Annotated in this window: 19 protein-coding genes and 1 tRNA gene; 16 read left to right on the plus strand and 4 right to left on the minus strand. The window is 52.5% G+C overall.

Annotation, left to right across the window (positions count from 1 at the left end):
- The 16 genes from WHS46_04300 (at window position 1) to WHS46_04375 (ending at window position 19,354) form a co-directional block, all read left to right on the plus strand.
- Entirely contained in the window at window positions 1-1,248 is a 1,248-nt protein-coding gene (locus WHS46_04300) for a lipoprotein-releasing ABC transporter permease subunit (GenBank protein MEJ5347893.1), read from the plus strand.
- A complete protein-coding gene (locus WHS46_04305; GenBank protein MEJ5347894.1) occupies window positions 1,241-1,945 on the plus strand; it encodes an ABC transporter ATP-binding protein in 705 nt (234 codons plus the stop codon). The genes WHS46_04300 and WHS46_04305 overlap by 8 nt, the downstream gene beginning before the upstream one ends.
- Before the next feature lie 41 nt (window positions 1,946-1,986).
- The gene (bamA, locus tag WHS46_04310) at window positions 1,987-4,644 is read left to right on the plus strand and encodes an outer membrane protein assembly factor BamA (GenBank protein ID MEJ5347895.1); all 2,658 of its coding nucleotides are present in this window, start codon (window positions 1,987-1,989) and stop codon (window positions 4,642-4,644) included.
- A 154-nt stretch (window positions 4,645-4,798) separates the two neighbouring features.
- A complete protein-coding gene (locus WHS46_04315; protein ID MEJ5347896.1) occupies window positions 4,799-5,323 on the plus strand; it encodes an OmpH family outer membrane protein in 525 nt (174 codons plus the stop codon).
- A 5-nt stretch (window positions 5,324-5,328) separates the two neighbouring features.
- Window positions 5,329-6,432 (plus strand): UDP-3-O-(3-hydroxymyristoyl)glucosamine N-acyltransferase, encoded by a 1,104-nt coding sequence (lpxD, locus tag WHS46_04320; GenBank protein MEJ5347897.1) that lies wholly within the window; start codon window positions 5,329-5,331, stop codon window positions 6,430-6,432.
- A complete protein-coding gene (gene fabZ, locus WHS46_04325) occupies window positions 6,416-6,844 on the plus strand; it encodes a 3-hydroxyacyl-ACP dehydratase FabZ (protein ID MEJ5347898.1) in 429 nt (142 codons plus the stop codon). The genes lpxD and fabZ overlap by 17 nt, the downstream gene beginning before the upstream one ends.
- Before the next feature lie 45 nt (window positions 6,845-6,889).
- Window positions 6,890-7,663, plus strand: a complete 774-nt coding sequence (gene lpxA, locus WHS46_04330) for an acyl-ACP--UDP-N-acetylglucosamine O-acyltransferase (GenBank protein ID MEJ5347899.1) — start codon at window positions 6,890-6,892, stop codon at window positions 7,661-7,663.
- 53 nt (window positions 7,664-7,716) lie between these two features.
- Entirely contained in the window at window positions 7,717-9,606 is a 1,890-nt protein-coding gene (lpxI, locus tag WHS46_04335; GenBank protein ID MEJ5347900.1) for a UDP-2,3-diacylglucosamine diphosphatase LpxI, read from the plus strand.
- Complete coding sequence (lpxB, locus tag WHS46_04340; protein MEJ5347901.1) at window positions 9,603-10,733, plus strand: lipid-A-disaccharide synthase; 1,131 nt, start codon at window positions 9,603-9,605, stop codon at window positions 10,731-10,733. The genes lpxI and lpxB overlap by 4 nt, the downstream gene beginning before the upstream one ends.
- The gene (locus WHS46_04345) at window positions 10,727-12,475 is read left to right on the plus strand and encodes an ABC transporter transmembrane domain-containing protein (protein MEJ5347902.1); all 1,749 of its coding nucleotides are present in this window, start codon (window positions 10,727-10,729) and stop codon (window positions 12,473-12,475) included. The genes lpxB and WHS46_04345 overlap by 7 nt, the downstream gene beginning before the upstream one ends.
- Window positions 12,426-13,799: a 3-deoxy-D-manno-octulosonic acid transferase gene (locus tag WHS46_04350; protein ID MEJ5347903.1), complete on the plus strand. Its 1,374-nt coding sequence runs from the start codon at window positions 12,426-12,428 to the stop codon at window positions 13,797-13,799. Before WHS46_04345 ends, WHS46_04350 begins: the two co-directional genes overlap by 50 nt.
- A gap of 148 nt (window positions 13,800-13,947) precedes the next feature.
- Window positions 13,948-14,220 carry an HPr family phosphocarrier protein gene (locus WHS46_04355; protein ID MEJ5347904.1) on the plus strand — a complete coding sequence of 91 codons (273 nt, stop codon included), beginning with the start codon at window positions 13,948-13,950 and terminating at the stop codon, window positions 14,218-14,220.
- Between the two features lie 144 nt (window positions 14,221-14,364).
- A complete protein-coding gene (ptsP, locus tag WHS46_04360) occupies window positions 14,365-16,167 on the plus strand; it encodes a phosphoenolpyruvate--protein phosphotransferase (GenBank protein MEJ5347905.1) in 1,803 nt (600 codons plus the stop codon).
- A gap of 23 nt (window positions 16,168-16,190) precedes the next feature.
- The gene (smpB, locus tag WHS46_04365; GenBank protein MEJ5347906.1) at window positions 16,191-16,676 is read left to right on the plus strand and encodes an SsrA-binding protein SmpB; all 486 of its coding nucleotides are present in this window, start codon (window positions 16,191-16,193) and stop codon (window positions 16,674-16,676) included.
- Window positions 16,677-16,795: 119 nt separating this feature from the next.
- Window positions 16,796-16,883: transfer RNA gene (locus WHS46_04370), tRNA-Leu, on the plus strand.
- A 1,211-nt stretch (window positions 16,884-18,094) separates the two neighbouring features.
- Window positions 18,095-19,354: an MFS transporter gene (locus WHS46_04375; GenBank protein ID MEJ5347907.1), complete on the plus strand. Its 1,260-nt coding sequence runs from the start codon at window positions 18,095-18,097 to the stop codon at window positions 19,352-19,354.
- Between the two features lie 363 nt (window positions 19,355-19,717).
- On the opposite strand, the gene secF is transcribed toward WHS46_04375, so the two are convergent.
- The 4 genes from secF to tgt all read right to left on the minus strand — a co-directional run bounded on the left by secF (window position 19,718) and on the right by tgt (window position 24,157).
- Complete coding sequence (gene secF / locus WHS46_04380) at window positions 19,718-20,764, minus strand: protein translocase subunit SecF (GenBank protein ID MEJ5347908.1); 1,047 nt, start codon at window positions 20,762-20,764, stop codon at window positions 19,718-19,720.
- 18 nt (window positions 20,765-20,782) lie between these two features.
- Window positions 20,783-22,378 carry a protein translocase subunit SecD gene (gene secD / locus WHS46_04385; protein MEJ5347909.1) on the minus strand — a complete coding sequence of 532 codons (1,596 nt, stop codon included), beginning with the start codon at window positions 22,376-22,378 and terminating at the stop codon, window positions 20,783-20,785.
- A gap of 205 nt (window positions 22,379-22,583) precedes the next feature.
- Complete coding sequence (yajC, locus tag WHS46_04390; protein MEJ5347910.1) at window positions 22,584-22,946, minus strand: preprotein translocase subunit YajC; 363 nt, start codon at window positions 22,944-22,946, stop codon at window positions 22,584-22,586.
- Window positions 22,947-23,032: 86 nt separating this feature from the next.
- The gene (tgt, locus tag WHS46_04395) at window positions 23,033-24,157 is read right to left on the minus strand and encodes a tRNA guanosine(34) transglycosylase Tgt (GenBank protein MEJ5347911.1); all 1,125 of its coding nucleotides are present in this window, start codon (window positions 24,155-24,157) and stop codon (window positions 23,033-23,035) included.
- Window positions 24,158-24,163: the final 6 nt, after the last annotated feature.

Below are 24,163 nucleotides of genomic sequence, written 5' to 3' on the forward strand. Positions count from 1 at the left end.
ATGTACTTTGAGTTTTTTGTCAGCCTCCGCTACCTGTTGGCTAAAAGGCGGCACGCTTTCATCTCACTCATTACCCTCATTTCAGTAGCCGGCGTGGCCGTAGGTGTTATGGCACTCATTGTGGTTTTGGCGGTCATGAACGGCTTTCAGCATGATTTGCGGGATCGAATCCTCGGGGTCACGTCCCATGCTGTCGTCGGCCATTTTCAAGGAAGTTTCGGATCTTACGGCGATCTGGTGCAGGAAATACAGCATGAAGACGGGGTTGAAGCCGCTACTCCTTTCGTGCTCACACAGGTCATGGTCAATTCCGGAAAATCCATTTCAGGCGCCATTCTTCGCGGCATCGACCCGCAAACGGCTTCCAAGGTGACACGTCTGGAACAAAGTCTTCTTCAGGGAACACTTGCCAGCCTGCTGACCCCTCGGCAAACCCTTTCCACATCGGAACGTTCCCTACCAGGAATCCTTTTTGGCGTGGAACTAGCCGCACGTTTAGGTGTTCAAACCAACGACTATGTCACCTTGATTTCCCCGACGGGCCAGACCACACCGGCAGGGCGAGTCCCCAAAAGCCAGCTCTTTCGAGTGGTCGGACTGTTTAAATCCGGCATGTATGAATATGACAACACTTTGGCCTACGTTCATCTGCAGGACGCTCAAAAGCTTTTGGGTATCGGTGATGCCGTCAACGGCATCGAGGTAAAGGTCAAGGATATTTACGCAGCCTCCCAGGTGGCCGAGCGACTGCAAAAAAAACTGGGTTATCCCTACTGGGTTCGAGATTGGATGCAAATGAACCACAACCTCTTTTCGGCGCTCAAATTAGAAAAGGTAGTGATGTTTATCATTTTGACACTCATTATTCTGGTGGCGGCCTTTAACATCGTGAGTTCTTTAATCATGATGGTCATGGAAAAAACCAAAGACATCGCTATCCTTAAGGCCATGGGAGCGACCACGCACAAAGTGCGGCGTATCTTCGTGCTCGAAGGGCTTCTCATCGGTGTCGTCGGAACCGTTCTCGGGCTTGTGGGCGGCTTTACCCTATGTGAACTTCTCAAACGCTACCAGTTCATTGAACTCCCCCGGGACGTTTATTACATTTCCACACTGCCTGTGCTCATGGAACCCATGGATGTGGTCATCATCGCGTGTGCCGCCGTAGTCATTTGTTTAGCCGCAACCTTTTACCCGTCCAAACAGGCCGCCAAGCTCCACCCCGCGGAGGCGTTGCGCTATGAATGAGCGAGCGCAGGGTTTGCAGATTCACGCTGTGGGCATTTCCAAGGTTTTCAACAATGGCCCGCACCGAGTGGAGCTTTTTCGGGATGTGGACCTGACCGTTTCTCGAGGGGAAATGGTAGCGGTGGTTGGAGCTTCCGGAGTGGGCAAATCCACGCTGTTGCACATTCTTGGAACTCTGGATCGACCAACGGCCGGTAAGGTTCTTTTCGGGGGAAACGATGTGTTCCTTTGGCCGGAAGACCAATTGGCCGCCTTCCGCAATCGACATATCGGCTTCGTGTTTCAATTCCATTACCTGCTACCGGAATTCACAGCTCTGGAAAACGTGATGATGCCTGGACTGATTGCCGGCCTTTCCAGAAAGAATCTTCGAGAACGCGCGGAAGATCTTCTGGACAAGCTCCAGCTGAGCCATCGGCGTTTTCACAAACCTGCGGAACTTTCTGGAGGAGAACAACAAAGAGTAGCCATTGCCCGGGCCTTGGTCTTGGGACCGTCCCTTCTCCTTGCGGATGAGCCCACCGGAAATCTGGACACAAAAACGGCTCGGCGTTTCCATGATCTATTGGTGGCCTTGAACCAGGACTTGGGTATTACCATGGTCGTGGTCACTCACAACCAGGAACTGGCCGCCATTATGCATCGCACTTTGCAGCTTTCGGACGGGCAGCTTCGGCCGCTGGAAACTTTTCATTGAGGATGCAAAGGGGCTTTCTTCGAACACCCATGAGGAGGTTCATGATGCTCAAAAAGCTCGGCTATGCTTTGGGACTACTGCTGGTGTGGGCTCTGAGCGCTCAGGGACAGCAAACAGCCACGCCTGAGCGTGTGGTGGTCGCTGTGGCTCCCTTTGCCATCCACACAGCCCAGCCTCAACCTCAATTGAGCACGAGCCTTCAAGAACTGGTGGCGCAAAATCTTTTGAACCTCGGTGTGGATCTGGTGCCTCTTCCTGAGGTGCAACGCGCCACAGGCAACCGACCTGTAACCAGTGAAACTCAAGCCGTTGAGGTGGCGAAACGTCTTAAAGCCCGATACCTCATCTGGGGAAGCCTCACGCAGTTGGGGGAAAAAGCAAGCCTGGACGGGCGATTGGTGGACGCTGAAGGGCTGGTTCCGACTCGAGTCCTTTTTGCAGAAGGGGATTTGGCCAATTTGGTGGAAGCCACCCAACAAATGGCTCAACAAGTGACCGTGCATGTGCTCGCCAAAGCTGTGGTCGCCGAGGTTACGGTGCGGGGTACGGAAAGGATCGAACCTGACGCCGTTTTGGTTCAGGTAAAAACAAAAAAAGGGGAACTCCTAAGCGACGATACCCTTCAGGAAGACATTCGGACCATCTACAAAATGGGCTTTTTTGAAACCGTAGCCGCCGACGTGACAGATACGGACAGAGGCAAAAAGGTAACCTTCGTTGTGCGCGAAAAGCCTTCCGTCGTGGAAGTCAAGATTCAAGGAAACGACAAGATCAAAGAAAAAGACATTCTTGCTGCTATTTCCACAAGACCGTTTACGGTCCTACGCATGAATGTGGTCAATGACGACGCCAACCGCATTGTGAAACTTTATCACCAGAAGGCTTTCTTCAACGCGGAAGTGACTCCCTCCATCGATTTTCCTCAGGACCCTCGCAAGGCCGTTGTGACCTTTCGTATCAAAGAAGGCAAAAAGATTTATGTGAAACACATCGACTTTACCGGCAACGATCATTTTTCAGACCGCAAACTTCGCGGTGTGATGGAAACCAAGTCCCGTGGAATTTTTTCCTGGTTTTCTGACAAGGGGGTTTTGGATCGAGAAGTGTTGGATACCGATCTGGACCGTGTGACCGCTTTTTATCACGATAACGGATTCATGGACGCTCGTGTGGGCACCCCTTCTGTGGAAAAGAAGGAGGACGGTTTTCATGTGACCGTACCCGTCGTGGAAGGTCAGCGCTATCGAGTGGCTACCGTGAATGTCCAAGGGGATCTGTTGGACTCTACTCCAAAGGTCGTCGAAAAACTCGAACTTAAGGAAAATAAATATTTCAGCCGTGAAAAACTTCGAAAAGACTTGGACACTCTCACCAAACACCTTATGGATGCGGGGTATGCCTACGCGGAAGTCGATCCATCCGTTACCAAAAACGCTGAAAAGCTCACAACATCCGTGGTCTATCAACTGCGTAAAGGGCCCATGGTTCACATAGAAAGGATTACCATCACGGGAAATACGCGAACCCGAGACAATGTCATTCGTCGCCAAATTCAATTGGCCGAAGGAGACCGCTTCAGTGCATCGGCCATGGAACGCAGCCAATTGAACCTTCGACGTGTGGACTACTTTGAAGAAGTGGACATTCAGACGTCTCAAGGATCCAGCCCTGAAGCCATGAACCTGAATGTGAAAGTCAAGGAAAAGCCCACGGGGGCCCTCAGTGTGGGAGGCGGTTATTCTTCGGAAGACGGGGTTTTCGTCGGGGGCAACATTATGCAACGCAACCTTTTCGGTCGTGGTCAATACCTGGCGCTTAAGGCCTATCTGGGTGGGGAAACATCGCGGTACTCCCTGAGTTTCACCGAACCTTGGTTGTTTGACACCCCTCTCTCCGCCGGCTTTGACATCTACGATTGGTACAGGGAATACAACGACTTTACCAAAGACGCCGCGGGTGGAAAGTTGAGAATCAGCCATCCCTTTGGCACCTGGAGCCGCTGGCATCTGGCTTATGTTTTTGAAAATGCTAAAGTTTCCGATGTGGATGAAGACGCCGCTTTGATCATCAAAGACCAAGAAGGTCGTCAGATTAAAAGCGGTTTTATGGCCTCCATTGAGCGAGACAGCACGGATCATCCTTTCCTGCCCACTCGAGGATCCACTCTCACCATCTCAACGGAGTATTCCATTCCTTACTTAGGAAGTGATTCCAATTTTCTGAGCGTCGTGGCCGGATATGGAAGATATTTCCCCATATTCTGGAAATTTGTCGGATTCGCTCACGTGAAAGGCGGCTACCTTTTTGAGTTGGACTCGGACAAACCTGTCCCCATCTATGAAAGATTCTTCCTGGGCGGTATCAACTCGATTCGCGCCTTTGACTGGGGAGATGTGGGTCCCAAAGACGAGGCAACGGGAGACACAATCGGCGGCATCAAGTTCGGCCAGGTGAACTTGGAATTGCTCTTTCCTTTGGTCGAAAAGATAGGTATGCGAGGTGTGCTCTTTTTTGATGCCGGGAACGCCTTTGACAAAGGCGAGAACTTTGATATCGGTGAGTTTCGAACCGCCGTTGGAACCGGTGTGCGATGGAATTCTCCCATGGGACCGCTTCGCATCGAATGGGGTTACAACCCGGATCGAAAACCGGGAGAAGATGCCAGCAAATGGCAATTTTCCATGGGCGTGTTTTTCTAAGATTCACGGGGTAGCAGGGCCGGACCCACGTGTCCGCCAAAATCTGTAGGGGCGGACCGATGTGTCGGCCCCCATGGGGCTTCAAGGCTCCAGCGATTAACCTATGGGGTCTTTCATGCACTCAACTTTTTTCACCAAGGAGGTTTAAACCTTTATGAAACATCGTCTGTTCACCGCCATGTTGTGCTTGCTTGCCTTTTCTGCATGGACCACACCTTCCCACGGGGCGGATCTCAAAATCGGATACTTCGACCTGCAAGCCGTTTTGGAACGTTCCCAGTGGGGCCAGGAAGTGAAAAAGGAATTCAACGCCAAAAAGAGCCAATTGGAAGCCGAAGTGCAAGCCAAGGCAAAAGAATTCCAGGAATCGAGAGAATCCTATGAAAAACAAATAAAGATGATGGATGAGAAGTCCAAGAAACAGAAAGCCGAAGAACTTCGCAAGATGCAGATGGAAGGTGAAAAGCTGCTCATGGAAAGCAATGCGGAGCTTAACAAACTCTCCCAGCAACTGAGCAAGCCTCTCATCGATAAGGTTATGGACATTGTCCAGAACATCGGCAAGAAAGAAAAATACGATTACATATTTGAAGTGCAAAAAGCTGGTTTGGTGTACGCGAATGAAAAGACGGACTTGACGCAAACCATCATCAAAGAACTGGACATGGCGAAGCGCTAGTCTTCATGAAAAGGCCCTGTGGCGTGGACAAAAAAGGTTATCGGCTCTCGGAAATCGCGCATCTTCTTCAAGTACCCTTCAAGGGAGACGGGGATGTGTGGATTGACGGCGTCGGCCCTCTGGAAGCGGCTGGCCCGACGCATCTTACCTTTTTGGCGAATCCTAAATATAAGGCTAAACTGCAAGGAAGCCGCGCCGCCGCGGTCATCGTGGATCCAAACTTGGAAGACATCGGGCGTCCTGTCTTGCTGTCCCGGAACCCGTATTGGACGATGGCCAAAGCCGCCCAGCTCTTTTACAATCCCCCTGCTCTGGATCCCGGCATTCATCCCAGTGCTTTGGTTTCCCCGGAAGCGCTGGTGCATCCTGAGGCCGCCATCGGTCCCTGGGTGCATGTGGGGCCCGGCTCTTGCGTAGGTCCCGGGACCCGCCTCTATGGGCATACCTACGTGGGAGCCAACGTGACTATTGGGCAGCAATGTCTGATCTACCCTCATGTGACCATTCTCGACGGATGCCGACTGGGGAATCGAGTCATCGTTCATTCGGGAACGGTCATCGGAAGTGACGGTTTCGGATTCGCCCAGGACGCTGAGGGGCGTTCCACAAAGATTCCTCAGATGGGTATCGTTCAAATCGACGACGATGTGGAAATCGGAGCCAATTGCGCCGTGGATCGAGCCACCTTTGGACGCACCTGGATTCAGGAAGGTGTCAAGATCGATAATCTGGTGCAGATCGCCCATAATGTCACCATCGGTCAGCACAGTATCATTGTGGCTCAAGTTGGCATCGCCGGCAGTACCACACTTGGAAGTCACGTGGTTTTAGGAGGTCAAGCCGGCATTGCGGGGCATCTTACCGTCGGTGACCGTGTCCGCATCGGAGCCAAATCCGCCATTTCCCATTCAGTGGAACCCGGCCAGGATCTTCTGGGTATTCCCGCCATGCCGCACAAACAGTGGCTTCGTCATTACGCGGCATGGTTGAGATTGCCTCGATGGCAGCAAGAACTGGCATCGCTTAAAGAACGTGTGCGTTTTTTGGAAGAAGCCTTGACGAGAACCCGGAACCCAACCGAGGACGCGAGCCATGGAAATGAATGCTGAAGAAATCCTCAGGAAATTGCCCCATCGATACCCTTTTCTCCTGGTGGATCGCATTCTGGAAATGGGCGACGAAGAGATCACGGGGCTGAAAAACGTCACCATCAATGAACCCTTCTTTCAAGGACATTTTCCAGGCCATCCTGTCATGCCCGGCGTGCTCATCATGGAAGCCCTGGCGCAAACGGGGGGTGTTCTGGCTTTCGCACTCGGAGAGGTGGGCTCTGGGGGCCCCGTGTATTTCATGGGTATGGACAAGGTGCGGTTTCGTAGACCTGTTCGGCCCGGAGATCAATTGATTTTGAAAATGAAACTTTTACGACGCAAAGGTCCTGTGTTTAAGATGAAAGGGGAAGCCTACGTGGGCGATGAACTGGCAGCCGAAGGTGAACTGCTGGCAACCATTGAACCTTAGAAAGCTCAAGATCGAATCTCGATCAAAGGAGGACGCAACCTTCCCATGGACATTCATCCGACAGCTCTTGTCGATCCCAAGGCGGAACTGGCCGACGACGTGACGATTGGTCCCTACGCTGTCATCGGCCCTCATGTGCGGATCGGCTCCGGCACATCCATCGGCTCCCATACGGTTATCGACGGCTGGACCGAAATCGGTCGTAACAATCGCATCAGCTCTTTTGTCTCCGTGGGTTTTCCGCCCCAAGATCTGAAATACAAAGGAAGCCCCACCCGGCTCGTCATAGGAGACGGTAACACCATTCGAGAATACGCCACCATTCATCGGGGTACGGAACATGGCGGAGGCGTAACACAAATCGGCAATTACAATCTGATCATGGCCTACGTGCACGTGGCTCACGATTGCATTTTGCATAACCGAGTGATTATGGCCAACGCGGCTATGCTGGCGGGACATGTGATCATCGAAGACGATGCCGTCATCGGAGGTCTCGCGGCCATTCATCAATTTTCTCGAATCGGCACGCACGCTTATATTGGAGCCAAAGCCGGCGTCAAGAAAGATATTCCTCCGTACATGCTGGCTACTGGATATCCTGCGAAGCTTTACGGCCCTAACCTGGTAGGTTTGAAAAGAAAGGGCTTTTCCAGCGAAGCCATTCACGGGTTGAAAAAAGCTTACAAAATCATTTTTCGTAGCGCCATGACACTGTCGGAAGCTATGGAAGAAGTGCGCCGAGAAGTTGGCAACGTGGTGGAGGTGGAAATCCTTCTGCGATTTATCGAAGGCACTCAGAGAGGGATCACACGCTGATAAGCCCCGAACCTTGGGACACAAAAAGGATCAACTTAGAGACCAAGAGCCTTATGCCAAACGATACTTTCATCGGACTTATTGCAGGGGGCGGGCAGTTTCCGCTCCTTTTTGCTGAAGGCGCCAAAGAAGCAGGCTACAGGGTGGTGGCCGTAGGGTTTGACGGAGAAACGGACCCGGCCCTTGCAACCCGCGTCGACTCTTTTCATAGCCTCAAACTGGGCCAGCTCAACAAGCTCATTCGCATTTTTCAAAAGGCGGACATTCAGCGGGTCGCTATGGCCGGATCCATCAACAAGACGCGGCTTTACACCAAGATTCGACCGGATTGGAGGGCCTTCAAGCTATTGGCGGCCTTGCGCAACAAGAAAGACGATCACCTTCTAAGGGCCCTGGCCGCGGAGTTGGAAAAGGAGGGGATTCGTGTTGAGCCCTCCACTCTGTTTCTTCCTGGGCTTCTGGCCCCTGAAGGATTGTTGACGCGGCGGCATCTCAACGCTCGAGAACAGCGAGATGTGATATTCGGGTGGGAAATGGCCAAGGCTGTGGGACACTTGGACATCGGTCAATGCTTGGTCGTTAAGGATCAGGCGGTGCTGGCCGTGGAGGGTATCGATGGAACAGACGAGACCATTCTTCGTGGAGGGCGTCTATGCCGAGAAGGAGCTGTGGTGATCAAGGTCAGCAAGCCTATTCAGGATTTGCGCTTTGATGTTCCCGCGGTCGGTCTACAGACCATTGAAACCATGCGTTCGGTCAAGGCCCGTGTTCTGGTGGTGGAAGCTGGTAAAACCTTGATCTTTGATCGAGAAAAGGTGGTGGAAGCCGCCGATCGTTATGGCATGAGCCTTGTGGCCATCTCTGACCCTCTAGCCACAGCGGATGCAAAAACTTCTAAGGAAAACGCCTCCGGTTCCACCACATCCGAAACCCTTCGGCCCCTTAAGCCTGTGGCGATCATTCGCCATGCCGATCCCGAAGCTCTGCGCACCGCTGTGGTGGGCGCAGGCTACCTCGGCACCTTTCATGCCGAAAAATACGCCCGTCTCAAGGAAGCTCATCTGGTCGGAGTGGCGGATATTGATGGGGAACGCGCGCAAGCCCTGGCTTCCAGGCTGGGTTGCGCGGCCTACACGGACCACCGGCATCTTTTAGGCGCCGTGGATGCCGTCAGTATTGTGACTCCAACGCCGGAACATTTCACCGTTGCCCGAGATTTCCTTGAAGCGGGCGTGCATGTCCTGGTGGAAAAACCTCTAACGCAATCCCTTGAAGAAGCCGAAGAATTGGTAAGGCTTTCGGAAACCAAGGGTGTGGTCCTTCAGGTGGGACACCTGGAAAGATTCAATCCCGCTTTCAAGGCCGTGGAACCCTATATTGTCAACCCCCTTTTCCTGGAGGCCCATCGGCTCGCTTTGTTCAACGAACGCGGCTTGGAAGTGGATGTGATCCTCGACCTTATGATTCACGACCTGGACGTGGTCCTGCATTTGGTGCGATCCCCTGTGGAAACCTTTTCGGCATCAGGTGTTCCTGTTCTGACACCCTTGCCGGACATCGCCAATGTGCGTTTGGAATTCCGTAACGGAGCCGTCGCCAATCTTACGGCCAGCCGTATTTCGATGAAAAACATGAGACGCCTTAGAATATTTCAGGAAAATCGATACCTTGTGGCCGACTATGGGAACCGCCGTGCCTTTTCGTTCCTTAAGGAAGCCGCTGCGGACGAAGAAGGCTATCCGGAGATTTCCTCGGAAGAATTGGAAGTGGAGAATCGGGACCCATTGGAGGAAGAGATTCGCTCTTTTCTGGAAGCTGTGAGATCGGGAACGCCTCCCCTTGTGGACGGCCGTCAGGGTCTGGAAGCGGTTCGGCTGGCTTTGGCCGTTTCTCGACAGATTTGTGAGCGCATGCACAGAACCCGCATCCAGGGTATAGGATGAAAAATTTGAAGGTTTTTGTCAGTGCCGGGGAAGCTTCCGGGGATCTGCATGGATCCAGGTTGGTGGCTGCCCTTCGAAAAAGAAATCCTTCCATACACATCGACGCCATGGGAGGACCGCAGCTGGCGGCGGCTGGAGCTCATCTATTGGTGGATTATCGAGATCTGGCGCTAATCGGCGTCCTGCAAGTTTTTCCAAAGATTCGAGTCTTATACCGTGCTTTGAGGGATCTTCGTGGGTACCTGCGACGAGAGCGTCCCCATCTGGTTGTTCTCATCGATTTTCCCGATTTCAATTTCTTTTTGGGGCGTTTAGCCCGCTCCCTCGGTCTCAAGGTGTTCTATTACATCAGCCCTCAGGTTTGGGCCTGGAGATCGGGAAGAATTCGATCCCTCAAACGCTTCGTCGATGCCATGGCGGTTATTTTACCCTTTGAAGAAAAATTTTACCAAAGATGGGGCATGACGGTGCGTTTTGTGGGACACCCTTTGGTAGATGAAGTTCGTGGCGTTGAAGACGCGGAGACCTGCCATCGTCTTTTGGGCCTTAATTCGAAGCCTGTCATCTGCCTTCTTCCCGGAAGCCGATCAGGTGAAATCAAGATCTTTCTGCCGATTCTTCTCAATGCCGCGGATCGCCTTCGAAGAGAGTTTCCATCCGCGGAGGTTGTCCTGCCTGTGGCTCCGGGTCTAGACCGCAACAAGGTCTTGTCCATGGTGCAGGAAGCTTCCATGCCGATAAGGTTGCTTTTTCGAGACACCTATCGGGCTATTCGCGCATCGGATGTGGCTTTGGCTGTTTCGGGAACGGTCACTTTGGAATCTGCTCTTTTGGGCACTCCCATGGTGGTCGTTTACAAGGTTTCAACCCTGGAATATCATGTGGGTCGGCGTGTAATTCGTGTGCCTTACATCGCATTGCCGAACCTTATTCTTGAGCGAGGCGTCTGCCCGGAACTCATTCAACAGGATGCGTGTCCGGAACGTGTCGCCGAAGAAGCAATGCGCCTGCTCAAAAACCCGGACTGTGCCGCCGAGCAGCGCCGATGGTTTCAACGTTTGGCCGATTTGTTGGGGGAACCTGGAGCGGCGGATCGGGCGGCAGCCCTGGCCTTGGAGTTATGCTGAAAAAAGACTCAGCTACCCACTTTGCTTTGCTTCGTATGCTGAACCTGCTACGGCCCCATTGGCGCCGTCTTGCTTTGGCCGTCACTTGTATGCTCGTGGTTTCCGGCGCCACAGGCTTGACGGCTTATCTCATCAAGCCGGCCATGGACGAAATCTTTATTAAAAAAGACGTGTTCATGCTGAGTCTTTTGCCCGCTGTGTTTCTTGCGGTGTCCTTGGTGAAGGCGCTCAGTGATTGGGGAAGCACATATTTTTTGCAGTCCGTAGGTCTTCGAGTGGTGGCGGGGCTGCGCCAGGAGCTTTTTGACCATATTCATGGCTTGTCCCTGTCCTTTTTCGACAAGGCCAGTACAGGCACCCTCATGAGCCGTATCACCAATGACATCAAAGAAATTCAGGTGGCTGTCAATCAGGCCGTTTCAGGCCTGGTTCGAGATACGGTGACCATCGTGGGGCTCATCTTCGTGGTCTTTTACCAAAACTGGAAACTGGCTTCCATCGCCGTAGCGGTTCTTCCCTTGGCCTTTTTTCCCTTAGTGCACTTTGGTAAGAAACTGCGAAAACTTGCCCGCAGAGGCCAGGAAAAGACGGCACATCTCAGCGTAGTGCTTCATGAATCCTTTACGGGCGTGCGTATCGTCAAAGCCTTCGGCATGGAAGATCACGAAAAGAAACGGTTCGCTCGTCAAAACATCTCGGTTTTGGAAAATCAGCTCAAAGCCTTACGCATCGATGCTCTATCCAGTCCTTTGATGGAATTCATCGGGGCCATCGGCATCTCTTTGATCATCGCCTACGGCGGATACCACGTGGTTCGAGGGGTATCCACTCCGGGGACTTTCTTTTCCTTTCTCGGCGCTTTGATCATGCTTTACAAACCTGTAAAAAGCCTGAACAAGCTCAATAGCACGCTGCAAAAAGGGATCGCCTCCATTCTGCGAGTGCAGGAAGTGCTGTCTCAAAAGAGTGACATCGTGGATCGGCCCGGAGCCATAGAACTGACTCGAGTGCAGGGTGCCGTGGAGTTCCGTCGTGTTTCGTTTGCTTATGACACTGTACCGGTTCTTCGAGACATTTCTTTCAAAGTCAATCCGGGAGAAGTTGTCGCTCTCGTGGGAAGCAGCGGTGGAGGTAAAACCACCCTGGTGCATTTGATTCCCAGGTTTTATGACGTGAGTCAAGGAGCCGTCCTTATCGACGGGATCGACGTGCGGGATGTGACCGTGCGTTCCCTTCGGCGTCATATCGCCATGGTGACGCAGCACAGTTTTCTTTTTAACGATACCGTTCGAAACAACATCGCCTACGGCGATCCATCCAAAACGGAAGAGGACCTGATCGCCGCCGCCAAAGCCGCTTATGCCTACGATTTCATCTGCCGGTTGCCTCATGGTTTTGATACCGTGGTCGGAGAACAAGGTGTGATGCTTTCCGGAGGCCAAAGACAAAGGATTTGTATCGCTCGAGCTCTGCTTAAGGATGCCCCTATTCTGATTTTGGATGAAGCCACCTCCGCTTTGGACAGCGAAGCGGAATTGGAAGTCCAACGGGCTTTGGAAAACCTCATGCAAGGCCGAACCACGTTCATCATTGCTCATAGGTTGTCCACGGTAAAGATCGCCCACCGCATTTTCGTGTTGAGCCACGGACGCATCATTGAAGAGGGCTCTCATCACAGCCTTATGGAACGTCATGGTGAATACCGAAGGCTCTACGACATCCAATTTCAACAAGCCGATTGAAACATTGACGTCGCCGTCTATGGAACCCTGGCGTCTTGCTTATAATGTTGTTCTGAGCGCGTCCTGGCCCGGCCTGTGGCTTTATTACCTTTTACGAAAAGCCGGCTCGGGAAAATACACCACCTCGTATTCTTCTCGACTCGGCCTTTGCTTACCTCAAATCTCCAAGGCTTTTTCACGACCCTTATGGGTGCACGCTCTCTCTGTTGGAGAAGTTCTTTCCAGCGTCCCTCTTCTCCATGAGATTCGACACAGACAGCCCGAGGTTGCCATTGTCTTTTCAGCAGCGACCGAAAAAGGGCTGGCTGTGGCGCAAAAAGAAGTGGGGTCTTTGGCAGAAAGCATCTTCTATCTTCCGCATGATCATTTATGGAGCATGACTCGGTTGGTGCGGCGATTGCGCCCGGCAGCCTTCATTCTTGTGGAAACGGATCTGTGGCCCAATCTGCTTTGGGTGCTTAAAAAAGCCCTCGTGCCTGTTCTTATGGTCAATGCACGTCTCTCTTTGCGATCCTTTCGCGGCTATAGACGACTTGCGCCCATAAGCCGTTCCATCTTGGCATGTTTGGATCGAATCTATGTCCAGTCCGAAGAAGATGCCCGTCGGTTCGCCTCTTTGGGTGTTCCCTGGACGCGGCTTCGCCTCTGCGGCAACCTTAAGTTCGACCTAGCCGTGTTTCAGAAGGAAAAATACAGTCAAAAAAACGGCGACCCCTTTTTCATGTTTAAAGACAGCCGACCTTTGTGGATCGCGGGAAGCACTCACGACGGAGAAGAAAAGATTTTGCTGCAAGCCCATGCCATGGTGCTTAAACGTTACTCGAACATTCTCTTGGTTTTGGCTCCCCGCCATATTGACAGGGTGCATCGGCTCGCGCACCTATGCGAGACCATGGGACTGCGCTGGACTCTTAGAAGCCGAGCGAACGCCATCGACCATGTGCATGTTTTCCTTCTGGATTCCATCGGTGAGCTCGCTTCCCTGTATCCTCTTGCTCAGGCGGCTTTCATCGGTGGCAGCTTGATTCCTTTTGGCGGCCATAATCCCTTGGAAGCAGCTGTTCACGGTGTCCCCAGCTGTTGGGGTCCTCATCTGGATAACTTCAGAGAAATAGAGGCTTTTCTTCTCAAGGAACGCTGCGGACGCCGCGTTCATAATGCACAAGAACTTGAAGCCTTTCTGCTGGAAACTCTGGAGGATCGTCTCTCGTTGTCCACCCGCCGTAGGCTTTGCGCACACAGGGTTTCGGCTCAGGCAGGAGCTGCCTCGGTCATTGCTCAAGATCTAAAGCTTCTTATGGCCGAAAACTTTCGCGCAAAATGAGACACTTTGAAAGTTATACGACAAGTTTGTCTTGGGGTGCCGAGATCGTGACCGAGTCCTGCGTTGACTTGTCAAGACCCTTGTGCTAAGAAACGGCCGTAGTTTCGAGAGGGTTACGATGCCGTCAACGGAGGCGTTTTGAAATTCGGTGGCCGAAGTCGAGCAGGATTTCATCGTTCCTAACAAATTGGGTTTTCATGCGCGGGTAGCAGCCAAGATCGTCAAGGTGGCCACCCAATTTCAAGCCGACGTCTTGATCGTCAAAGATCATACGATGGTGAACGGCAAAAGCATTCTTGATATTTTGAGCTTGGAGTGCCCGAGAGGCACCAAGGTCAAGATTATTTCGCGAGGTCATGACGCCGAAGAGGCGCTGAAAGCTTTGGCGTCCCTTTTTCAAAGCAATTTTGGGGAAACATAATATCTTAGACGATCCCCACGTGACGGCCCATGTGTTCTACCGAGTCGACCGAAGACCGAGGCGGGAGAGGAAAGCCTCTAAGGTCTGCTCGGTTTTTTATTGTTCAAAAATGACTTTCGGCTGGTTTCTGCAGGATCAGGTTAGATGATGGATAAAGAACCCATTCGGTTAAAAGGATTTGGGGTTTCACCCGGAATCGCCATCGGTAAAGCTTTCCTTGCCGAAGAAAACCACGTGCCTTTGGCCTTGCATCGTTTGGAGACCGAAGAGGAGGTTCTGCAGGACTGCCTTCTTTTCCAGGAAGCCGTCGCCAAGGTGGAACAAGACCTGGAAAAAACAAAACAATCCATTCATGGCGACTTCATGGATCACGCCCATATCCTGGACGCTCATCAGCTCATTTTGCGGGACCCTTTTTTTTATGATCAAACTCTAGAAACCATCCGTAAAGAGCGCCTCAACGCCATGCTGGCCTTGAAGCGGTCCATACGAAAAATTTCCGACCTTTTTGCGGCCATGGAAGACGATTACCTTAAGGGACGCATCGCCGATGTGCGTAGTCTCGGGGAAAGGGTACTGCGCCATCTTGCCGGACAAAAGGCCAGCAGCTTTGATGAAATTCGAGAGCGTGTGATCATAGTGGCTCGGGATATTTCTCCTGCGGACGCTATACGTATTCAGCTGGAAAGGACACTAGGATTTATCACCGACACCGGGGGCCGCACGTCTCATACGGCCATAATCGCGCGAGCTTTGGGCATTCCGGCCATTGTGGGTGCCGAAAAAGCTACCGAGACGATTCGCACTGGTGACTTGGTCATCGTGGACGGAGCCAGTGGACGCATCATTGTGCATCCCACCGAAGAACAAATCGCATTTTATTATGAACTTCAGGAGGCTCTGGAGACCTATCTCAAGGATATTACCCGAAAGGCACATCTTCCGGCGGTGACTCTGGACGGCCGTAAGATTCGGGTGGAAGCAAACATTGAACTTGTTGAAGAAGTGGTGGCCGCCAAGGATCACGGTGCGGAAGCCGTCGGACTTTACCGGACGGAATTCGCCTATCTGAACCGAGAACATCCGCCCGACGAAGAAGAGCTTTATCAGGAATACAAAGAACTGGCCGAACTCATGGCCCCGTCTTTCGTCACGATTCGCACCTTGGATCTCGGGGCGGAAAAGTTGGGCGTGTGGATGCCCTCCATTCAGCAGGAAAATCCGGCGTTGGGACTGCGAGGTATCCGATTATGCCTGCAGCATAAGGGATTTTTTAAAACCCAACTTCGAGCCGTTCTGAGAGCTGGCGCCGTCGCACACAATCTTCGACTCATGTTTCCTCTTATTTCCGGCATGGGCGAATTGCTTCAAGCCAAGGCCGTCTTAGAGGAGGCCAAACAGGAGCTGCGACAGCAGGGGATTCTCTTTGACGAGACCATGCCCATAGGAATAATGATCGAAGTGCCGGCCGCTGTGGCTGTCGCTGATATTCTGGCTCGAGAAGTGAATTTTTTCAGTATCGGCACCAACGATCTCATTCAGTATGCTTTAGGTATTGATCGCGTTAATCCACATGTGGCTCATCTCTATGATCCATTGCACCCGGCGGTGCTCCGACTGATTCGGCACGTGGTCCACACGGCCCATGAGGCCGGAATCCCCGTGACGGTCTGTGGAGAAATGGCTGGAGAGCCTTTCTATGTTCCCCTGCTCTTGGGCTTGGAATTGGATTGCCTTAGTATGAACCCTCAGGCCATTCCTCGAGTCAAGAATCTGGTTCGCCGTTCCACTCTTGAAGAATGCCGACGTTTTGTGAAAAAGGCCTTGACCTTGACCACAGCCGCCCATATTCGAGATCTTTTGCAGGAAATGGTTCTGAGAGTCTTTCCAGAGGAGTTTAAGTTCTTTGACCCGCAGGCGGTTAAACCCAATTCTCGTGCTGCCTGAAAGGATGTCCATAAGGTTCTGCCATGAAGAAGCCATCTAGTGCTCCAAACGGCATCAAGATCGTCTGCCAAAATAAAAAGGCTTTTCACGACTATGAAATTATCGAAACCGTGGAGGCCGGAATGGTCCTTACGGGCACCGAAGTGAAATCGCTTCGAGAAGGACGAGCTAACCTTAAGGATAGCTACGCTAGGATCAAAAAGGGCGAAATCTGGATCCATGATTTTCATATCAGCCCCTACCCTCATGCCTCCTACAACAACCACGAACCTGAAAGAACGCGAAAACTGCTTTTGCATCGGCGGGAAATTCGTCGCCTTGCCGGAAAGACTCAGGAAAAGGGCCTGACACTTGTGCCTTTGAAAGTCTATTTCTCAAAGGGCAAGGCTAAAGTGGAAATAGCCCTGGCCCGCGGCAAGAAAGACTACGACAAGAGAGAGCGCATCAAGGAAAAAGAAGAGGCTCGAGAGATGGACCGGCTGCGTAAGAAGTACAACATCGCGTCCTGAGTCGTCGTCCAGGGCCTTGGAGCCTCGAAAAACAATGAGAGGACATCATAGCCTCAAAGAATGATTCTGGACTTTTTCTTGACAGGGTCGGGCTCTATTTCTTAATATGCCGTCGCTTCGCCGGAGTGGTGAAACAGGTAGACGCGCTGGACTCAAAATCCAGTGGGCCCCGCGCCCGTGAGAGTTCGAGTCTCTCCTCCGGCACCAGAAGAACCTAAGGGGCTGCCGGTTATTCCGCAGCCCTTTTCTTTTCTGTCGATTTCACCCCAATGAATCCGCTTGTCGGGCCATTGAGCAGGACATGAGCCGCGCTTGTCGCTGGAATCATGATCCTGGGGTTGGAAAGCGAACAGGCTTCACCTTTGCTTTTAAGAAGGTTGAGTATTGGTGCGTGCCGTACCTGTTCCCTGCCTCCACATGGAAAGGCACGCGGAATCCTTGAACCTTCCTACAGTCGAAAAGACGCCCTCCAAAAGGTTGCAGCTTGAATTTCTTCCGGGATTGGCATTCGTCCATCACATGAACGGAACTGTTACGGTCCGACCTTGGGTACACGGAGTCAAATTCACCGCCTGCGACAGGCCCCTGTGGGAGACGGTCACGCGAAGGGTCTTCTGGTCCAGCGTCTTCCAAAGGGTCCCAGGGCCAAGCGGCAAGGCGGTCGGCAGAGCACCGCTTTCGCCATATAACGGCCATAGGTGTCTCATGCATCGTGTGGACCACCCCCCACGCACACACCACAGGTATAAGGCCAAGAACTCAAAAACGCGTCCAACTCGCGCTGTCAGAACCGCACTTAATCAAGGTTCTTGGGTTCGAGCTTGCAAAGGAAACCTGTTGGAGCGGCCGGAATCTATTTAGAACAAGTATCAGCCAATAATTATGGGCGCCATCCCTAGGAGAAGTCAAAGCCGCCACGACTTTGATCCCTAGACAGCTGGTTGCCCGGGCAGTGGAAGTCTACTTTGAGGCTTTGATCATGAAATGGGTTGCGGCAGGTCATGCCGCATTTTATCCTGGCGTGAGGCTGGAAGCTTGTGCGAGAACTTGCAATACCGTAGTCTTAAATAGCATGGCAAGGTCGGGGCTAGGAGGCGCCTCGCCCCGACAAACTGGAAACCTTGCTGTTTTCTGGAAGCGCAAGTCTCTGGCCCGCTAATTTTCAGCCTAAAACGCTTGCCACGCCAGGGAAAAGACTTGTTTTCGGACAGGCTTCCGGGTTTTGGTGATGGGCTGGAAATGGAACGCATCTGAGCCGTCTTTTTTATGAATCCGTTCATCTGACGGATATGACTGTAGCGGACATGAAATCGGATCTTTCGTTCGTCGTGCTACAAGTGATGATCGATCCTCCCAGGCCGAAGGCTATTGAGGCTGTGGCAGGCTGCTCCGGATAAGCCCTCATGAGATCGAACCCTATGTCAAATTTACCCACCCGCGTTTTTCAAAGATTGGCCGATTTCTTGGCATTGCGCTCGGGTACCGTCGGTGTGCTGGGCATGGTCGTCCTGATAGGCATGGGTGAGCGCATGGCCGAGCGCTTCCTGCCTATTTACATCCTGGCTCTGGGCGGAAGTGCTTTGGCCGTTGGCCTGCTTCAGGCCATGGATAACCTTCTTTCGGCTCTTTATTCCTTCCCCGGCGGGTACCTGTCGGACCGTATCGGTGCCAAGCGTTCCTTGTTGATCTTCAATTTGGTGGCTATGGCTGGATTTACCGTGGTGATCCTTAGTCCAACGTGGCAGGCCGTGCTTGTCGGTGCCGTGCTTTTCATTTCTTGGTCGGCCATTTCCATGCCGGCAACCATGAGCCTGATATATACCGTCTTGCCCGGAAATAAACGGACCATGGGCGTGACCATGCATTCTCTTGTTCGACGCATTCCCATGGCTTTGGGGCCGATCCTGGGCGGTATCTTCATCGCCGTCTGGGGGGAGACTGACGGAGTGAGGCTGGCCTTTGTGGCGGCGCTCGTTTTAGCCGCAATAGCTTTGGTCCTGCAGCAGCGGATGATCCCAGACCAAAGGGCTGAGCGTAACGTACCTCATGAAACTTCCAATGTCTCCAAAACAATCGCCGAGAAAAACCCGCTCAAGTTGTATCGACGTATGCCCGGAGACATGAGAGTGCTTCTCCTTTCTGACATACTGATTCGTTTCTGCGAACAGATTCCTTATGCCTTCGTTGTGGTCTGGTGCATGCAAGTTATCAGAGAACCGGTAACGGCGGTCCAGTTCGGCCTTTTGACCTCCATTGAAATGGCTACGGCCGTTCTGGTCTACATCCCCGTGGCCTACATGGCGGACCGAACTGTGAAAAAGCCTTTTGTCACGGTGACCTTTGTTTTTTTTACTCTTTTTCCGTTAGCCTTGATGCACAGCCAGTCTTTCCTCTGGCTGATAGGAGCCTTTGTGTTACGCGGCCTAAAGGAGTTCGGAGAACCCACCCGCAAGTCACTCATCATGGACCTGGCCCCGGAAGATTGCCGAGCCGGAATGTTCGGTCTCTATTACCTCATCCGGGACGTCTTTGTTTCAGCGGCTGCCTTGGGGGGTGCCTACCTCTGGATGATCAGCCCTCAGGTCAACCTGTGGACTGCCTTTGGATTCGGTGTGGCCGGGACAATCGGCTTCGGCCTCTTCGGCCGGGACGCAACCAGAAAACCTCTCGCTCAATGAGAAAAAGGGAATCCATGGGCTCTTTTTAAAGCCATCACCTCAGCACCCTTTAAAAAGCTTCGGTCGAGTTCACAAGTGATGGTGAAAACCCTGGTGCTCCTGTTTGCTCGCTGAAAGGCTCTTTGCCGTCGTCGAACGTATCGGACAAGAGGCTCGCAGGCACGAGCAGGTGGTTTCGGTGGGCAGCTTCCAAAAAGAAAATAATTCCACGAAAAAACCGAGGCAGATACGTAGGTTCTCCCCTAAAGATCCTGTCTTGGGTGGGCGAAGATCCGGCTGTCCGGGATTTTGACGAGGCGCAAGGATTCATAGGCATGGTTACGAGGGGCGGACGGGTGGGTCCGCCCATTGTCGAACCGGCTCTCAGCGGCTTTTTTTGGAATGCTCTTCAAAAAGGATCAGCAGAGGACTGGCAATGAAAACGGATGAATATGTCCCCACCAAAATACCGATTAACAAGGCAAAGGAAAAGTCATGAATCACACTACCGCCCAGCAGAAACAGGCACATGACCACCAAAAGCGTGGTCCCCGAGGTGAGCAAAGTACGGCTGAGGGTTTGATTAATGCTGCGATTGACCAAAGTCTTCAGGTCGCCTTTTCGAGAAGCTCGAAGGTTTTCTCGAATACGGTCATAGACGATGATAGTATCGTTCAGCGAATAACCCACAATGGTCAAAAGGGCGGCCACGATGGTCAGGTCAAATTCCTTGTTGAGAAGGGCAAAAATTCCCACCGTGATGAAAACGTCGTGAATCAAGGCCACGACGGCTCCTAAGGCATATGGCAGTTTCAGAATCCAGCACAAAGCTAAAGTGATGATCAAAGCGCCGATGATCAGGTACGTCATGGATAAGCCTGTGAGCCCTAGAAGATAAACCCCGATGAGAAGGGCAGCTGCCATGACGCCGCTTGTTCCCCATTTCAGTTCAAACCGGCCTGAAATATACAAAGCTATGAAAAGCAAGGCGTAGTAGATGGCCAGCAAGGCTTTTTGACGGAGATCGTGTCCCACTTTGGGACCCACCATTTCCACGCGCAGAATGTCGGCTTTACCAGCCCCGAAAGCCTGATCCAAGCGGGCCTGAACATCATCGCTAACCCTTTTGGCCTTCTCTTCACTAATCTCGGAACGAATAATAAATTCGTTGTCCGAGTCGGCTCCCACCTGCTGAATGGCACTTCGAGCAATGCCCAAATCCTTCAAGGCATCCCGAATAGCATCCGGCGTTGTCCTTTCTGAAAACTTGACCTGAATCAGAGTGCCCCCGGCAAAATCGACACCCATGTTAAGCCCGCCACGCCATACAATGGCTGCCGCTCCCAAAAGGATTAAAACAGCGGAAAGGATTAAGGCCTTCGTCCGCATACCGACAAAATTGATGTTGATGTCCGGTCTAATAAATTCCATAGGCGGTCCAGCCCCTCGCTAGATACTCAGTGTTCTCATGCGCTTTTCAACAAACAGGTAATCGAAGACAAGCCGTGTGACCACAATGGCCGTAAAAAGACTGGCCACAATACCGATGCTCAAGGTCACGGCAAAGCCTTTTACAGGCCCGGTTCCGAACTGGAACATCACCAGAGCGGCGATAAGAGTCGTTATATTGGCGTCCAAGATGGTCAAAGTCGCTCTAGCGTACCCCGCATCCAAGGCTGCCTTGGGTGTCTTGCCCAACCGCATCTCTTCTCGAATCCGTTCGAAAATGAGCACATTGGCGTCTACCGCCATACCGATGGTTAAAATAATACCAGCGATGCCGGGCAGGGTTAGAGTGGCTTGAAAGGCGGCCAGACCTGCCATGATCAGGATGACGTTCAAAACCAGAGCCAGATCCGCCACGAACCCCGAAAACCTGTAGTAGAGGACCATGAATATGACGATGGCCACCGATCCCACGACCATGGACAGGAATCCCTTGCGAATGGAGTCAGCCCCCAGAGAGGGACCCACGGTACGTTCTTCCAGGATCACCACGGGCGCAGGCAGGGCACCGGCACGAAGCACGATGGCCAAATCCCTGGCCTCTTCCATGGTAAACGACCCCGTGATACTCGCTCTTCCCCCGGAAATCTTTTCTTGAATCACCGGCGCGGAATAAACCACGCCGTCCAACACGATGGCCAGCTGTTTCTTGACGTTTTCTTCGGTGATTCGTTCAAAGACTCTGGCCCCCTGAGGATCAAATTCCAACGCCACATAAGGCGTGTTGTACTGAGTATCTATACGCACATTGGCGTTGGTGATGTATTCGCCGGTCAACAGTGTACGATCCTTTAGGGCGATCTTTCCTTCCACGCTTCGGCCCGTGTTGGGATCCACGCGTCGCATGGGATAGACTTTCACACCACCCGGCAAGGCCGATGGATCTGCGTGGGGATCCACCCCTTCGGCCACCAGCTTGAATTCCAAAATCGCCGTCTTCCCGATAAGTTCCAAAGCTCGCTTGGGATCCTTGATTCCTGGAAGCTGCACGAGAATACGGTTTTCCCCTTGAGGCCGTATGTCGGGCTCGCTCACCCCAAATTGATCAATGCGGTTTCGAATCGTCTCCAGCGCCTGTTTGACAGCCAATTCGCGAATATGGGCAGCTTCCTTGTCCTTGACCCGTAAGGTCACTTGAAACCCTTCGGAAGTTTCCAACGCTTGCGCCCAGTCCAAAGTAGGATACTCTTTTTCCATCAGCTCACGCAGGCGGTCTCGGCGGCTTGCATCTGAAAGCTGCAACACCAGGGCTCCTTCCTGCGTGCGTTCTATGGCGCGAAAACCGATCTTCTCCTTTCGAAGCAGCCCTTTAAGCTCATCGATCATGCGGTCCACCGTGGTTTTGACCGCTTCCTCGGCTTGAACCTCCAGCACCAGATGCATGCCTCCCTGAAGGTCTAAACCAAGATGAATCTTGTCGTCCGGAAGGACACCGTGCCACCATTGAGGTAATGACACAGGTAAGGACGGCAAGAGATAGACGATCGAGGCACCAAGCACCAAAGCCACTAGAATGGCTCGCCACTTCAGGTCTTTCAACCCGAATCCTCCTACGCTGCAGAATACCTGGAAAAAAGCGGGATCAACGGAACCGCCGACCCCGCCACTATAGCCTCATGACGGCCGCACCCTCTCCCTATGGCACGCACACCGCCACTCTACTGACATGGCACCGGCAAAAAGCCATCATGCCTTAAGAAAGCCGAACCGGCATCGGTCACAAGCGTCCTTGCTCGGTACGCGTCTACGCCTTCTCCTCTTCTTCGTCCCTGGTCTCACCTCGGGACAGCAAGCCGGCAATGTACCCCCGCTGCACCTTCACTCGAACCTTGTCGGCGATTTCCAAGGTGACTACGGAATCCGTCAAGCCAGTAATTCGGCCGTGGATTCCTCCCTGGGTCATCACCACATCGCCTTTACGAAGGTTTTGAAGCATCATACGATGCTCTTTCTGGCGCTTTTGTTGGGGACGAATCAAAAGGAAATAAAAAATCACCACCATCAGAATCAATGGGAGAAAAGCCGTAAGACCTCCACCGGCCGCTTGGCCCCCTCCGCTTTGCTGCCCCGCTGTTCCCATCGCATGGGCCATGCTCACCCAATTCATGGACTCCTCCGTTTCCCTTTTTCCGATTAACGAACAAACACCCCCATCAAACAATCGAGCCTTTAAACGATATTTCGCGGACAATGTCAATCTGCTATCGGCTCCTCGCCCCGACGTCGCTCATAAAATTCCCTGCGAAACTCCTCAAAGCTTCCTTGAAAAACGGCTTCCCGAACGGCTTTCATGAGATGCAGAAAGTAATGAAGATTGTGAAGTGACAAAAGTCGATACACCAAAAGCTCCTTGGCCATGAAAAGATGCCTCAGATAGGCCCGTGAAAACGTACGGCATGTGTAGCATGAGCATTCCGACTCAATGGGCCGGGGATCGTCCGCATAGCAACTGTGTTTGATCTGCAAGGCTCCCCAGGACGTAAAAACCATGCCGTTGCGAGCATTTCGAGTCGGCACCACGCAATCGAACATATCAATACCGCGCCGAACCCCTTCCACCAAGTCTTCCGGCATTCCGACGCCCATGAGGTACCGAGGTTTGTCGTGAGGCAGTTCCGGAACCACGGTGTCCAGCACCTCCAACATAACCTCCTTGGGTTCTCCCACCGCCAAGCTTCCTAGAGCATAACCGGGAAAATCCATGTCCGTGAGCGCCTTCACACAAGCATGTCGCAACTCACGAAAAACGCCTCCCTGCACAATGGCAAAGAGCAGTTGGTCCTCCTTCTTATGAGCCTCGCGACATCGCGAGGCCCATCGAACCGTTCTTTCCATGGAGAGCCGCGTTTCTTCCCAACTCAAGGGATAAGGCGTGCATTCGTCAAAACACATGGCAATGTCGGATCCGAGAAGCTCTTGAATTTCTATGCAGCTTTCCGGGGTGATTCGATGGCGAGACCCGTCGATATGGGATTGGAACGTGACACCATCTTCATCAATGGTGCGAATGGTGGCCAGACTAAAAACTTGAAAACCCCCGCTGTCCGTAAGAATCGCCCCTGGCCATGCCATAAACGCATGCAAGCCCCCGAGGCGGGCGATTCGCTCGGCTCCAGGGCGCAGAGACAGATGGTAGGTGTTACCTAGAATGATACGAGCGCCCAGAGAAAAGACTTCGTCTGGAGATAGACTCTTGATGGTGGCCTGAGTGCCCACAGGCATGAATACAGGGGTGTCCACAGGGCCGTGAGCGGTATAAAGACAACCGCAACGCGCTTGACTTTTCGAATCTTCGGCTAAAATTTCAAAATGCTTCATTCCCAC

The sequence above is a fragment of the Desulfosoma sp. genome, assembly GCA_037481875.1.
GTDB lineage: Bacteria > Desulfobacterota > Syntrophobacteria > Syntrophobacterales > DSM-9756 > Desulfosoma.

Bases quoted from the DNA above. Each gene is read 5' to 3' on its own strand.
- WHS46_04300 (MEJ5347893.1), top strand. From the start codon at position 1: ATGTACTTTGAGTTTTTTGTCAGCCTCCGCTACCTGTTGGCTAAAAGG.
- WHS46_04305 (MEJ5347894.1), top strand. From the start codon at position 1,241: ATGAATGAGCGAGCGCAGGGTTTGCAGATTCACGCTGTGGGCATTTCC.
- bamA (MEJ5347895.1), top strand. From the start codon at position 1,987: ATGATGCTCAAAAAGCTCGGCTATGCTTTGGGACTACTGCTGGTGTGG.
- WHS46_04315 (MEJ5347896.1), top strand. From the start codon at position 4,799: ATGAAACATCGTCTGTTCACCGCCATGTTGTGCTTGCTTGCCTTTTCT.
- lpxD (MEJ5347897.1), top strand. From the start codon at position 5,329: ATGAAAAGGCCCTGTGGCGTGGACAAAAAAGGTTATCGGCTCTCGGAA.
- fabZ (MEJ5347898.1), top strand. From the start codon at position 6,416: ATGGAAATGAATGCTGAAGAAATCCTCAGGAAATTGCCCCATCGATAC.
- lpxA (MEJ5347899.1), top strand. From the start codon at position 6,890: ATGGACATTCATCCGACAGCTCTTGTCGATCCCAAGGCGGAACTGGCC.
- lpxI (MEJ5347900.1), top strand. From the start codon at position 7,717: ATGCCAAACGATACTTTCATCGGACTTATTGCAGGGGGCGGGCAGTTT.
- lpxB (MEJ5347901.1), top strand. From the start codon at position 9,603: ATGAAAAATTTGAAGGTTTTTGTCAGTGCCGGGGAAGCTTCCGGGGAT.
- WHS46_04345 (MEJ5347902.1), top strand. From the start codon at position 10,727: ATGCTGAAAAAAGACTCAGCTACCCACTTTGCTTTGCTTCGTATGCTG.
- WHS46_04350 (MEJ5347903.1), top strand. From the start codon at position 12,426: ATGGTGAATACCGAAGGCTCTACGACATCCAATTTCAACAAGCCGATT.
- ptsP (MEJ5347905.1), top strand. From the start codon at position 14,365: ATGATGGATAAAGAACCCATTCGGTTAAAAGGATTTGGGGTTTCACCC.
- smpB (MEJ5347906.1), top strand. From the start codon at position 16,191: ATGAAGAAGCCATCTAGTGCTCCAAACGGCATCAAGATCGTCTGCCAA.
- WHS46_04375 (MEJ5347907.1), top strand. From the start codon at position 18,095: ATGTCAAATTTACCCACCCGCGTTTTTCAAAGATTGGCCGATTTCTTG.
- secF (MEJ5347908.1), bottom strand. From the start codon at position 20,764: ATGGAATTTATTAGACCGGACATCAACATCAATTTTGTCGGTATGCGG.
- yajC (MEJ5347910.1), bottom strand. From the start codon at position 22,946: ATGAATTGGGTGAGCATGGCCCATGCGATGGGAACAGCGGGGCAGCAA.
- tgt (MEJ5347911.1), bottom strand. From the start codon at position 24,157: ATGAAGCATTTTGAAATTTTAGCCGAAGATTCGAAAAGTCAAGCGCGT.